This window comes from Streptomyces sp. NPDC053560 (assembly GCF_044544605.1).
Taxonomy (GTDB): domain Bacteria; phylum Actinomycetota; class Actinomycetes; order Streptomycetales; family Streptomycetaceae; genus Streptomyces.
The window spans coordinates 161,267-174,148 of record NZ_JBITXI010000008.1 but is presented as its reverse complement, the minus strand read 5'-3'; the positions used below and the strand labels follow the sequence as shown (position 1 = coordinate 174,148).

The following is a 12,882-nucleotide window of genomic DNA, read 5'->3' as shown; positions in this document are numbered from 1 at the left end:
GATGAACGTGGACGAGCTGGTGGCCATCGACGTGCACACGCACGCCGAGGTGTCCAGCAAGGGACAGGCGTCCCTGGACCAGGGGCTGGCCGACGCCTCCAGCGCGTACTTCAAGGTCGAGGGCAACCGGAAGCCGACGCTGCCGGAGATGGCCGCGTACTACCGCGAGCGGCGGATGGCGGCCGTCGTCTTCACCGTGGACGCCGAGTCCGCGACCGGCACCGAACCGGTGCCCAACGAGGAGGTCGCCGAGGCCGCCGCCGACAACGCCGACGTGCTGATCCCGTTCGCCTCGCTCGACCCGCACCGCGGCAGGGCGGCGGTCAAGCAGGCCCGGCGGCTGGTCGAGGAGTACGGCGTACGCGGCTTCAAGTTCCACCCCAGCATCCAGGCGTTCTTCCCCAACGACCGGCTGGCGTACGGGCTGTACGAGGTCATCGAGGAGACCGGGGCCATCGCCCTCTTCCACACCGGGCAGACGGGCATCGGCGCGGGCGTGCCCGGCGGCGGCGGGATCCGGCTGAAGTACTCCAACCCGCTGCACGTCGACGACGTGGCCGCCGACTTCCCCCACCTGAAGATCATCCTGGCCCATCCGTCGTTCCCCTGGCAGGACGAGGCGCTGGCCGTCGCCACGCACAAGCCCGGCGTGCACATCGATCTGTCGGGCTGGTCGCCGAAGTACTTCCCGCCGCAGCTCGTGCAGTACGCCAACACCCTGCTCAAGGACAAGGTGCTGTTCGGCTCCGACTACCCCGTACTCACGCCGGACCGCTGGCTCGCGGACTTCGAGAAGCTGGAGATCAAGGAAGCCGTCCGGCCGAAGATCCTCAAGGAGAACGCCGCCCGGCTGCTCGGGCTCGCCTGACCCCACCGCAAGGAGAGCCGCTGTGCGCAACGAGGGACTGGGGTCGTGGCCCGCCCGCCGGGCCCGCAAGACCCCGCACCGCATCGCCGTCCGCCACGAAGGCGCGGCAACCACCTACGCGGAGCTGCACGACCGCACCACCCGGCTGGCCCGCGCGCTGCGCGCCACCGGCATCCGGCGCGGCGACCGGATCGCCTACCTCGGCCCCAACCACCCCTCCTTCCTGGAGACGTTGTTCGCCGCCGGCGTGCTGGGCGCCGTCTTCGTCCCGCTCAACACCCGGCTGACCGGGCCCGAGATCGCCTACCAGCTGACCGACTCGGGCGCGAAGGCCCTCCTGTACGGCCCGTCCCACACCGGACTCGTCGCGGGCCTGTCCGACGCAGGCGACGTACGTACATACGTCGAAGTGGGCTCCGAATACGAGGAGTTGCTGGCCTCGGCGGCGAGCGACCCGATCGACGAACCGGTCACCGCCGACGACACCTGCATCATCATGTACACCTCGGGGACGACCGGCCGCCCCAAGGGTGCGATGCTCACGCACTCCAATCTGACCTGGAACGCGATCAACGTCCTGGTCGACACCGACCTGATCGCCGACGAACGCGCCCTGGTCTCGGCGCCGCTGTTCCACACGGCGGGCCTGAACATGCTCGCCCTGCCGGTCATCCTGAAGGGCGGTACCTGCGTCCTGGTCGAGGCCTTCGACCCGGAGACCACCTTCGACCTGATCGAACAGCACCGGATCACCTTCATGTTCGGGGTCCCGACGATGTTCGAGCAGATGGCCCGGCACCCGCGCTGGGCCGACGCGGACCTGTCCTCCCTCCGCATCCTGACCTGCGGCGGCTCACCGGTCTCGACGCCACTGATCGCCACGTACCAAGAGCGGGGCCTGACCTTCCTCCAGGGCTACGGCATGACGGAGGCGTCCCCCGGCACGCTGTTCCTCGACGCCGAGCACGCGATCAGCAAGGCCGGCTCGGCGGGCGTACCGCACTTCTTCAGCGACGTACGCGTGGCAGGGCCCGGCCTGACCCCGGTCGACGTCGGCGAGCGAGGCGAGGTCGTGGTCCGCGGGCCCCATGTCATGCCGGGCTACTGGGGGCTGCCGGAGGAGACGGCGGCCTCCTTCACCGAGGGCTGGTTCCGCAGCGGGGACGCGGCCCGGATCGACGAGGACGGATACGTCTTCATCGTCGACCGCCTCAAGGACATGATCATCTCCGGGGGCGAGAACATCTACCCCGCCGAGATCGAGGACCTCCTCCTCGCCCACCCCGACATCGTCGAGTGCGCGGTCATCGGCGTGCCGCACGACAAGTGGGGCGAAGTCCCGCGAGCGGTGGTCGTCCCGCGCGAGGGCACGGCCCTGGACCCCGACGAGGTGCTGGCCACCCTGACCGGCCGGCTCGCCAAGTACAAGCTTCCCAAGTCGGTGGTGCTCGCTGACGAACTCCCCCGCACCGCCTCCGGAAAGCTCCTCAAGTCCCGGGTGCGCCAGCACTACGGGTCAGCCGACTCCTGACCAAAGGAATGCGACATGACCGTCACCGTCAACGGCCTCGACGAACTGAAGAAGCTCGCCGGCAGCGACCTGGGCACCAGCGACTGGATCGAGGTCACCCAGGACCGCATCGACACCTTCGCCGATGCCACCGGCGACCACCAGTGGATCCACACCGACCCCGAGAAGGCGGCGCAGGGCCCGTTCGGCGCGCCGATCGCGCACGGCTACCTGACGCTCTCGCTGTTCATCCCGCTCTTCACGGAACTGCTCGACGTGCAGGGCGTCACCACCAAGGTCAACTACGGCCTGGACAAGGTCCGTTTTCCCTCTCCCGTGCAGGTCGGCTCCCGTATCCGGCTGGCCGCCACGCTCGCCTCGGTCGACGAGGTCAAGGGCGGGGTGCAGATCGCGGTGGACGGCACGGTGGAGATCGAGGACGGCACCAAGCCCGCCTGCGTCCTGCGCAGCCTCTCCCGCTTCTACGGATGACCGCCGTGCGCGACGCCACGGACGCCCGGCAGCTGCGACGGGTCGCGCTCTCCGGCCTGCTCGGCACGGCCGTGGAGTTCTACGACTTCCTGGTCTACGGAACGGTCGCCGCGCTCGTCTTCGGCGACCTGTTCTTCCCCGCCGCCGATCCCGCCGCCGGCACCGTCGCGGCGTTCGGCACCTTCGCCGCCGGGTACGTCGCCCGCCCGCTCGGCGGCATCGTCTTCGGCCACTTCGGCGACCGGCTCGGCCGCAAGTCGATGATGCTGGCGACGATGGTGCTGATGGGCGTCGGCAGCTTCCTCATCGGGCTGCTGCCGACGTACGACACGATCGGCGTGTGGGCACCCGTCCTGCTGGTACTGCTGCGCGTGGTGCAGGGCATCGCCATCGGCGGCGAGTGGGGCGGGGCGACGCTGATGGTCGCCGAGCACGCGGACGGCCGGCCGCGCGGCCGCTGGACCAGCCTCACCCAGCTGGGCGCCCCGCTCGGCACCGTCCTGTCCACCGCGGTGGTCACCCTCGTCGCAGCGCTGCCGGACGAGCAGTTCCGCGCGTGGGGCTGGCGCGTGCCGTTCCTGCTCAGCCTGGTCCTGCTGTTCGCGGGCCTGTACGTACGGCTGAAGGTCACCGAGAGTCCGCTGTTCCGCGCGCTGAAGGAGGAGCGGGCGCCGGCCCGGCTGCCACTGCTCGACGTGGTGCGCAGGCCGCGCGCCGTGCTGATGGCCGCGGGCGCCGGCATCGGGGCGTTCACCGCCCAGTCGCTGCTGACCAGCTTCATGGTGTCCTACGCGGTCGGCCACGGCTTCTCGCGCACCCAGGTACTCACCGGCGTCACCCTCGCCTCCTGCACGGCCCTGCTCGTGCTGCCGTGCGCCGGGGCGCTGTCCGACCGGTTCGGGCGGCGGCCGGTCGTACTGGCCGGTGCGGCCCTCTCGGCCGCCACCGCGTTCCCGGTGTTCGCGCTGGTCGACACCGGCCGCCCCGGACTGCTGATCCTCGCGCTCGTCCTGGGGCACGGCGTCGCCCAGTCCACCATGTACGGGCCGCTGGGCGCGCTGCTCACCGAGATGTTCGGCACCCGGGTCCGCTACACCGGCGCCTCCCTCGGCTACCAGACCGCGACCCTGCTCGGCGCCGGCTTCTCCCCGCTGATCGCCGGCAGCCTGCTCGCCGCGTACGGGAGCAGCACGCCCGTCGCCCTGCTGCTGACCGCCGGCGCCGCCGTCACCGCGCTCACCGTGTGGCGGGTCAGGGAGACCAGCCGCGACCGGTTCGGCGCCGAGCAGCACCAACAAAACCGTTCCCACCGGAAGGAACCCACCGATGAGAGCACGTAACCGGGCGGGGCTGCTCGCGGCCGTCACCGCGCTGCTCCTCACCGCCGCGGTGCCGCCCGCGACCGCCGCGCCGGCCGGACCCCGCCACCTCGAAGGCACCCTGCCCTCCGGCGCCACGTACGTCATCGACACCCCGGCCCGCTGGAACGGCACCCTGCTGCTGTTCAGCCACGGGTACCGGCCCGCAGGCGCCCCGAACGAAGCCGTTGACGCCTCCGACGACGCCACGAAGAAGCTGCTGCTGAAGGAGGGCTACGCGCTCGCCGGTTCCTCGTACGCCACCACCGGCTGGGCGGTGGAACAGGCCGTGCCCGACCAGGTCGCCACCCTCGACGCCTTCGCCGGGCGGGTGGGACCGGCCCGCCGCACGCTCGCCTGGGGCGAGTCCTACGGCGGCCTGGTCACCACCGCGATCGCCGAGCGGCACCCCGGCCGCATCGACGGCTCGCTGTCCCTGTGCGGCCTCGTCCAGGGCGGCGTCGCCAACTGGAACTCCACCCTCGACCCGGTCTTCGCGCTGAAGACGCTGCTGGCACCCGGCTCCGGCATCCCGCTGACCGGCTTCGCCGACGCGGACGAGGCGGACCGGGCCGCAGGGCGCCTCGGCGCCGTCCTCTCCCGGGCCCAGGGCAGCGCCGCCGGCCGGGCCCGCATCGCGCTGGCCGCCGCGCTGCACAACATCCCCGGCTGGAACGACCCCAAGCAGGAGCGGCCCGCACCGGACGACTACGAGGCACAGCAGGCCCACCAGTACCAAGCCGTCAGCACGATGCTGGTGGACGCCGGCTTCCGGCGGCGCCAGGAGGCCGAGCAGCGGGCGGGCGGGAACATGGCGTGGAACACCGGCGTGGACTACACCGCGATGCTCCGCCGGTCGGCCGGATACAAGGAGGTCGAGGCGCTGTACGCGGCGGCCGGGCTGTCACTGGGCAAGGACCTGCGGACGCTCGCGGGCGCGCCCCGCGTCAAGGCCGACCCCGCGGCCGTCCACTACATGACGCGCAACATCGCCTTCACCGGCAAGCTTCGCACTCCGCAGCTGGACGTGCACACCACCGGCGACCCGCTGGTCCCCGTCCAGGTCGCCTCGGCGCACCGCCGGGCCGTCACCGCGGCCGGGACCGGCGGGATGCTGCGCCAGGGGTTCGTCGACAACGCCGGGCACTGCACGTTCACCCCCGCCGAGCAGCTCGCCGCACTGCACACGGTCGACCGCCTGGCCGGCACCGGGCGTTGGGGCGACACCGCGCCCGGCGCGCTCAACGCGGAGGCGCGGCGGTCCGACCCGACGACGGCGGCGCGGTACCTCGCCTTCAGCCCAGGGCCGTACCCGCGCCCGTACGACCTGGCGCAACGGCAGTTGCCTGGCTCCACCCGCTAGACGGCTCGTTCGACCTGCCACATCAGATCGTCGAACTCGGCTTGAGACGCCTGATCGCCCGGTCGTCCGGTATTGCAGACGGCACACCAGGCCCGCTCGTCGGACGGGCATACGGGGATCGCCTGTGTGCCGGGCAGGGTGCCGCCGTGCCGGACCGTACCGGCGCGGTTGACCGACCACCCGCGGGCGTAACCCGCCTCTGTCGCGGAGGGCGGCTTCACGGCCGACGCCATGGTCATCGCAGTCCGCCTCGCCGCCCCCAGCAGGTCGGGCGGCGAGTCGAGGCCATCGACCGAAAAGAGGAAAGTCAGCACGTCAGCCGGGGTCGCGGCCCACCCGCCGTGCGCGTCCATGCGGTCGACGCGGAGACCGTAAGGGCTGTCGCCACGCCCTTGGAGTAGAGCCATTTTCGGCCTGGCTCCCATACCAGGGCTGATGGTCCAGGGTCCAGGAAATCAGCGCGCTCCGGTCGAGTTCGGGTCGCCGGAGCATCGGATCGTTCGCATGGTTCTCCCAGCCGCCTGCCGAGTGTTCGAGCAGGTGCTGAAGAGTGACGGCCCGCAGCCACTCGCTGTACGGCTGCGTACCGAAATGGGTGCCGAGCAGCGCTCCCGGACCGAACACCTTGTCCGTCAGCGCGAGCTTCTTCCGGTCGATGAGCAGGTGAACAACGGTCGAGGTGATCGGCTTGCTGACACTGGCGACACGGAAGCGGTGCTGGGCCGTGACCGTCTCACGGGTGATGCGATGGGCATAGCCGACCGTGCGCCCTCTGCGGCACGGACGGTTCCCGGACACGCAACAGAACGCGGACGCCGGCGGTACCTGCGGCGCCCGGGGGTTCAATGGCCGAGCGCCTTGGCCAGTTCGTCCTTGGTCATCGAGGAGCGGCCGTCGATGTTCTTCTCCTTGGCCTCGCGGTAGAGCTGGTCCTTGGTCGGGCCCTTCGGGCCCGTGCCCTTGCCCGCCCGCCGGCCGCCCCGCTCCGGCGCGGACTTCGGGTCCCGTGTGGACTCCTTGCTCGCGCTCTTCGCCTCGCCGGAGCGCGCCCGCTCCTTGTTGACCGTGCGCGCGGCGATCTCCTTCGCCCGGCCGGTGGAGGTGCCCCGCTTCTCGGCGCCTTCCTTGATGTGCTCGTACTGCCGTTCACGCTTGGCGTTGGAGCCGCTGGGCATCATGCGCTCCCTTCCTGACGCGGAACGCGCCTCGCGTTCCGCCCGGCTTCTTTCCCGCCCCGGGTTCCCGGCACGACGGCGGTCAATCACGTCGCGCCGCCGCCTCCCAGTCCAGCGTGTCGACCGTGCAGAGGTGCGTGTTCATGTTGCGCTCCATCATCTGCAGCGCCGCGTCGGCGAGGTCCGGGTGGATGTGTGCCACGGCGTCGTGCGGGACGGTGACCTTCAGATGCCGGATGTGCGCGTCCAGCGCCGAGTACAGCACACACTGCTCGGTGACCTGCCCGCACAGCACGACGTGGTCGATGCCCAGCTGCGACAGCAGATAGGTCATCGGGGTCTCGAAGAAGATCGAATGCCGCGCCTTGACGATGAACAGCGAGGAGTCGTCGGGGCGGACGGGGTCCACCAGCTCCGCGTGCGGCCCGGCCAGCGCGGTCTCCAGCATCTCGCCGTGGTGCGAGCGCCATTCCCCGAAGTTGTCGTTGGCGTAGATCACCGGTACGCCGTCCTCGCGGGCCCGGTCGATGAGGCGGACCACCGCGGGCAGCGCCTTGCGCACCGACGGCAGCAGCAGCTCCGCGTCCTCGTGCTCGTAGGTATTGATCATGTCGATGACGATGAGGGCGGTAGTACTCACACCTTCAGGGTTGACCGGTGGGCCGCGCTTCTCACCTCGGACACGCCGATATCCGTCCGGCCTCCGGCTCCGCGCCCGCTCCCCCGATCGGCGGGTGTGAGCGGCATGTCGCCGGGCACCCGTCCGCATCAGGGGCAACCCTGGAGGCATTCGTTCCGACCCTCGCACCCGCACAGCAGGCGCCGACAGCTGGAGGATCCATGGGCGTACAGCGGCTGATCCGCGACTGGCCCGTGTACCGGCAGCTCACCGGCAAGGATCCGCTCGGCCGCGGACGCGCCGCGATGTCGGAGCACACCGAGCGGCTGCGGCCCCGCACGGACTCCGCCGACCGGGTGGTGCAGTCGGTCTGCCCGTACTGCGCGGTCGGCTGCGGCCAGCAGGTGTACGTCAAGGACGAGAAGGTCGTGCAGATCGAGGGCGATGCCGACTCGCCCGTCAGCCGCGGCCGGCTGTGCCCCAAGGGGTCGGCGACGCTCCAGCTGACGACCGGCGAAGCGCGGCGGCACCAGGTGCTGTACCGACGGCCGCACGGCACCGACTGGGAGCCGCTCGACCTCGACACCGCCATGGACATGATCGCCGACCGGGTGATCGAGACCCGCCGCGACACCTGGCAGTGGGAGTCCGAGGGCGCGCGCGTGGCCCGCACCCTCGGCATCGCCAGCCTGGGCGGCGCGACGCTGGACAACGAAGAGAATTACCTGATCAAGAAGTTGCTGACCGGCCTCGGCATCGTCCAGGTGGAGAACCAGGCACGGGTCTGCCACAGCTCCACGGTCGCCGGCCTCGGTACATCCTTCGGCCGCGGCGGCGCGACCACCTTCATGCAGGACCTCCAGCACTCCGACTGCATCGTCATCCAGGGCTCCAACTTCGCCGAGGCCCACCCCGTCGGCTTCCAGTGGGTCATGGAGGCCAAGGCACGCGGCGCGACCCTCATCCACGTCGACCCGCGCTTCACCCGCACCAGCGCCCTGTGCGACCTGCACGTACCGCTGCGGGCCGGCACCGACATCGCGTTCCTCGGCGGGATCATCAACCACGTCCTGAGCGAAGGCAAGGAGTTCCGCGACTACGTCCTCGCCTACACCAACGCCGCCACCCTGATCAGCGAGGAGTTCCAGGACACCGAGGACCTGGCCGGCGTCTTCTCCGGGCTGGACGAGGAACACCACCGGTACGACGCGGAGACCTGGCAGTACGCGGGCGGCGGCGTCCAGGCTCCGGCGGGCGACGTGGAACAGCGGCACGACCAGCGACTCCAGAAGGAGCCCGAGACCGGCCGCCGGCTGCACGAGGCGGCTCACGCCGAGACGCACGGCTCGGGCGGCGCCCAGGCCGAGTCCGACCCCGAGCAGGACCCGACGCTCCAGCACCCGCGCTGCGTCTTCCAGATCCTCAAGCGGCACTACGCGCGCTACACCCCCGACATGGTGGCCGAGATCTGCGGCGTCCCCAAGGAGTCGTTCCTGCGCGTCTGCGAAGCCCTCACCGAGAACTCGGGCCCGGACCGCACCAGCGCCTTCGCGTACGCGGTGGGCTGGACGCAGCACACCGTCGGCTCGCAGTACATTCGCGCGGCCAGCATCCTGCAATTGCTGCTGGGAAACATCGGACGGCCCGGCGGCGGAATCCAGGCGCTCCGCGGCCACGCCTCGATCCAGGGCTCCAGCGACATTCCCACGCTCTTCAACCTGCTGCCCGGATATCTTCCGATGCCGCACGCCCACGCCCACGAGGATCTCGACACGTTCGTCACGGCGAGCCGTACGGACAAGGGATTCTGGAACAATATGCGGGCCTATTTCGTCAGCCTGCTCAAGTCCTATTACGGGGACGCGGCCCAGCCCGAGAACGACTTCTGCTTCGACCACCTGCCCCGGCTCACCGGCTCGCACGGCGCGTACGACATCGTCCTCGCGCAGCTGGACGGCGCCTGCAAGGGCTACTTCCTCATGGGCGAGAACCCGGCCGTCGGCTCCGCCAACACCCGCCTCCAGCGGCTCGGCATGGCCAACCTCGACTGGCTGGTGGTCCGCGACTTCTCCCTCATCGAATCGGCGACCTGGTGGCAGGACGGCCCGGAGATCGAGTCCGGCGAACTGCGCACCGAGGACATCGGCACGGAGGTCTTCTTCCTCCCCGCCGCCTCGCACACCGAGAAGTCCGGCTCCTTCACCAACACCAACCGCTGGCTCCAGTGGCACCACGCCGCCGTCGAGCCGGCCGGCGAAGCCCGCAGCGACCTGTGGTTCACGTACCACCTCGGCCGCCGCATCAAGGAGAAGCTGGCCGCCTCCACCGACCCGATGGACCGCGCGATCCAGGACCTGGCCTGGGACTACCCGGTCCAGGGCGAGCTGGACGAGCCGGTCGCCGACGCCGTACTGGCGGAGATCAACGGCCGCGGCCCGGACGGCGCGCCGCTCTCCGCGTACACCCAGCTCAAGGACGACGGCTCGACGAGCTGCGGCTGCTGGATCTACTGCGGGGTGTACGCGGACGGCGTCAACCAGGCCGCCCGCCGCAAGCCCGGCACCGAACAGGACTGGGTCGCCGCCGAATGGGCCTGGGCCTGGCCCGCCAACCGCCGCATCCTCTACAACCGCGCCTCGGCCGCGCCCGACGGCACGCCGTGGAGCGACCGCAAGGCGTACATCTGGTGGGACGCCGAGACCGGCCGGTGGACCGGGCACGACATCCCGGACTTCGTCCCCGACAAGGAACCGGGCTACGTCCCGGCGGACGACGCCGAGGGCGTCGACGCGCTGCGCGGCGACGACCCGTTCATCATGCAGGCCGACGGCAAGGGCTGGCTGTTCGCGCCCGCCGGACTGCTCGACGGGCCGCTGCCCACGCACTACGAGCCGCAGGACTCCCCGTTCACCAACGCCCTGTACCCGGACCGCGCACGGTCCCCCGCCCGGCAGCTCCACTCCCGCCCCGGCAACCGCTACCACCCCAGCGGCGACGAGCCCGGCGCGCACGTCTTTCCGTACGTGGTCACCACCCACCGGCTCACCGAGCACTTCACGGCGGGCGGCATGAGCCGCTGGTCGCCGTATCTCTCCGAACTCCAGCCGGAGTTCTTCTGCGAGGTGTCCCCGGCGCTGGCCGCCGAGCGCGGACTCACGCACACCGGCTGGGCGACCATCGTCACGGCCCGCAACGCCGTCGAGGCCCGCGTCCTGGTCACCGAGCGGATCAAGTCGCTGACCGTACAGGGCCGCACCGTGCACCAGATCGGCCTGCCGTTCCACTGGGGCCCCAACGGCACGGTGACCGGCGACGCCGCCAACGAACTGATGGCCATCGCGCTGGACCCGAACGCGCACATTCAGGAAGACAAGGCGCTGACCGCCGACATCCGCCCCGGCCGCCGGCCGCGCGGCCCCGACCTGCCCCGGCTGGTCGCCGACTACCGGCGGCGCGCCGGTATCACCGAGCACACCGGAGGCGAGCAGCCCTCATGACCGGCGTCTTCTTCGAAACCGGCAGCCTCTTCAGCGGCCCGGAACCGGACCCGGCCGGCGACGCCGGCCACCCCGACCCGCCCCCTCGCATGGGCTTCTTCACCGACACCTCCGTCTGCATCGGCTGCAAGGCCTGCGAGGTGGCGTGCAAGGAGTGGAACGCGATCCCCGAGGACGGGCTGTCGCTCACCGGCATGTCGTACGACAACACCCAGGGCCTCGGCGCCTCGACCTGGCGCCACGTCGCGTTCATCGAACAGTCCGCACCCCGCCAGGTCCCGGCGGAGCCGCCCACGGCGGACGGCCGTACATCCCTGCCCCTGGCCGAGGACGATCCGCAGCGGCCCGCCGGGGACGTCCGCTGGCTGATGTCCTCCGACGTCTGCAAGCACTGCACGCACGCGGCCTGCCTGGACGTCTGCCCCACCGGCTCGCTCTTCCGCACCGAGTACGGCACGGTCGTCGTCCAGGAGGACATCTGCAACGGCTGCGGCTACTGCGTACCGGCCTGTCCGTACGGCGTGATCGAACAGCGCAAGGACGACGGCCGGGCCTTCAAGTGCACGATGTGCTACGACCGGCTCGGCGCCGGACAGGAACCGGCCTGCGCGAAGGCCTGCCCCACCGACTCCATCCAGTTCGGCCCGCTGGACGAACTGCGTGAACGCGCCGCGCTCCGCGTCGACCAGCTCCACGAGGCCGGCACTCCCGAGGCCCGGCTCTACGGGCACGACCCGGAGGACGGCGTGGGCGGCGACGGCGCGTTCTTCCTCCTCCTGGACGAACCGGAGGTGTACGGGCTGCCGCCGGACCCGGTGGTCACCACCCGCGACCTGCCCGCAATGTGGAAACACGCGGGCGCGGCGGCCCTGTCGGTGGCGGCCGGCGCCGCCGCCTCCTTCGTACTCCCCGCACTCCTGCGACGGAAGGGACGGCGATGAGCGGGACGACCGGCACCCGGTCCAAGGGCGGCGGGCGGCGCCGCAAGGGCGAGGAACTGATGGTGCCGCGCGCCGAGTTCGACTCGTACTACGGCCGGCCCGTCATCAAGGCACCGTCGTGGGCGGCCCGGGACATCGCCGGGTACTTCTTCACCGGCGGCCTGGCGGGCGCCGGTTCCGTACTGGCCGCAGGAGCCCACCTCACCGGGCGCCCCACGCTGGCCAGGGCGATGAAGGTCTCCTCCCTCGCGGCCATCTCCCTCTCCACCGCCGCCCTGGTCAACGACCTGGGCCGCCCGTCCCGCTTCGCCAACATGCTCCGCGTCTGCAAGCCGACCTCCCCGATGAGCGTCGGCTCCTGGCTGCTGGCGGGGTACGGGCCGATGGCGGGTGCGGCGGCGGCGAGCGCGGTGACCGGCCGGCTGCCGCGCGCCGGAGCCGCCGCGACCGGCGCCGCGGCGCTGCTCGGCCCGGCCGTCGCGACGTACACCGCGGTGCTCGCGGCCGACACGGCGGTGCCCGCCTGGCACGGCGCGCACCGTGAACTCCCGTACCTCTTCGCCGCCTCCGCGACCGCCGCCGCCTCGGGCATGGCCCTGGTGGCGTCCCCCACCGGGGAGAACGCGCCCGCGCGGTACGCCGCGCTGCTGGCCGCGGCGGCCGACAAGGCGGCGACGACCGCGGCCGAACGGCGGCTCGGGATGGTGGCCGAGACGTACCGCACGGGAAAGGCCGGCACGCTGATGCGCTGCGCGCAAGCGCTGACGGTGGCGGGCGCGGCAACCGCCGGCCTGCTCGCCGGCCGCAGCCGCCCGGCGGCGGTCACGGCCGGCCTGGCCCTCCTCACCGGCTCGGCCCTCACCCGCTTCGCCGTCTTCCACGCAGGCATCGCCTCGGCGGAAGACCCGAAGTACACGGTGGAGCCGCAACGGGAGGCCCGACGCCGACGCGAGGGGTCGTAGGGGCTGGGGTACGGGACGCGGCCGGGGGTACGGAGCGGGGCTGCGGGGTCGGGGGGGCGAGGCTGCGGGGGCGGGGCTGCGGGGGCGGGGGCGGTGT

12 protein-coding genes are annotated in these 12,882 nt (G+C 71.6%); 8 read left to right on the top strand and 4 right to left on the bottom strand.

Annotated elements, in window-relative coordinates; genetic code table 11:
• The first annotated feature begins 1 nt into the window (after position 1).
• From ACIGQF_RS20510 to ACIGQF_RS20490, 5 genes are read left to right on the top strand one after another with little or no spacing between them, the layout of a single operon-like run.
• Complete coding sequence (locus ACIGQF_RS20510) at positions 2-868, top strand: amidohydrolase family protein (RefSeq protein ID WP_399712604.1); 867 nt, start codon at positions 2-4, stop codon at positions 866-868.
• A gap of 22 nt (positions 869-890) precedes the next feature.
• Complete coding sequence (menE, locus tag ACIGQF_RS20505) at positions 891-2,399, top strand: o-succinylbenzoate--CoA ligase (protein ID WP_399711962.1); 1,509 nt, start codon at positions 891-893, stop codon at positions 2,397-2,399.
• A gap of 15 nt (positions 2,400-2,414) precedes the next feature.
• Positions 2,415-2,870 (top strand): MaoC family dehydratase, encoded by a 456-nt coding sequence (locus tag ACIGQF_RS20500; protein ID WP_399711960.1) that lies wholly within the window; start codon positions 2,415-2,417, stop codon positions 2,868-2,870.
• Positions 2,867-4,210, top strand: coding sequence for an MFS transporter (locus ACIGQF_RS20495; RefSeq protein WP_399711958.1), 1,344 nt, complete (start codon positions 2,867-2,869; stop codon positions 4,208-4,210). The genes ACIGQF_RS20500 and ACIGQF_RS20495 overlap by 4 nt, the downstream gene beginning before the upstream one ends.
• Entirely contained in the window at positions 4,197-5,591 is a 1,395-nt protein-coding gene (locus ACIGQF_RS20490) for an alpha/beta hydrolase family protein (protein ID WP_399711956.1), read from the top strand. The genes ACIGQF_RS20495 and ACIGQF_RS20490 overlap by 14 nt, the downstream gene beginning before the upstream one ends.
• Here ACIGQF_RS20490 and ACIGQF_RS20485 read toward each other — a convergent pair.
• From ACIGQF_RS20485 to ACIGQF_RS20470, 4 genes are all read right to left on the bottom strand, one after another.
• Positions 5,588-5,944, bottom strand: coding sequence for a serine hydrolase (locus tag ACIGQF_RS20485; RefSeq protein ID WP_399711954.1), 357 nt, complete (start codon positions 5,942-5,944; stop codon positions 5,588-5,590). The two genes, ACIGQF_RS20490 and ACIGQF_RS20485, sit on opposite strands and share 4 nt — an antisense overlap.
• The gene (locus ACIGQF_RS20480) at positions 5,907-6,389 is read right to left on the bottom strand and encodes a serine hydrolase domain-containing protein (protein WP_399711952.1); all 483 of its coding nucleotides are present in this window, start codon (positions 6,387-6,389) and stop codon (positions 5,907-5,909) included. Before ACIGQF_RS20480 ends, ACIGQF_RS20485 begins: the two co-directional genes overlap by 38 nt.
• A gap of 44 nt (positions 6,390-6,433) precedes the next feature.
• A complete protein-coding gene (locus tag ACIGQF_RS20475; RefSeq protein ID WP_399712601.1) occupies positions 6,434-6,766 on the bottom strand; it encodes a plasmid stabilization protein in 333 nt (110 codons plus the stop codon).
• Positions 6,767-6,848: 82 nt separating this feature from the next.
• On the bottom strand, positions 6,849-7,406 hold the full coding sequence (locus ACIGQF_RS20470) for an isochorismatase family cysteine hydrolase (RefSeq protein WP_399711950.1): 558 nt from the start codon (positions 7,404-7,406) through the stop codon (positions 6,849-6,851).
• Positions 7,407-7,606: 200 nt separating this feature from the next.
• Here ACIGQF_RS20470 and fdh point away from each other — a divergent pair, with 200 nt between their 5' ends.
• From fdh to nrfD, 3 genes are read left to right on the top strand one after another with little or no spacing between them, the layout of a single operon-like run.
• The gene (gene fdh, locus ACIGQF_RS20465) at positions 7,607-10,882 is read left to right on the top strand and encodes a formate dehydrogenase (protein ID WP_399711948.1); all 3,276 of its coding nucleotides are present in this window, start codon (positions 7,607-7,609) and stop codon (positions 10,880-10,882) included.
• A complete protein-coding gene (locus ACIGQF_RS20460) occupies positions 10,879-11,823 on the top strand; it encodes a 4Fe-4S dicluster domain-containing protein (RefSeq protein WP_399711945.1) in 945 nt (314 codons plus the stop codon). Before fdh ends, ACIGQF_RS20460 begins: the two co-directional genes overlap by 4 nt.
• Positions 11,820-12,785 (top strand): NrfD/PsrC family molybdoenzyme membrane anchor subunit, encoded by a 966-nt coding sequence (gene nrfD / locus ACIGQF_RS20455; protein ID WP_399711943.1) that lies wholly within the window; start codon positions 11,820-11,822, stop codon positions 12,783-12,785. The genes ACIGQF_RS20460 and nrfD overlap by 4 nt, the downstream gene beginning before the upstream one ends.
• Positions 12,786-12,882 lie beyond the last annotated feature (97 nt).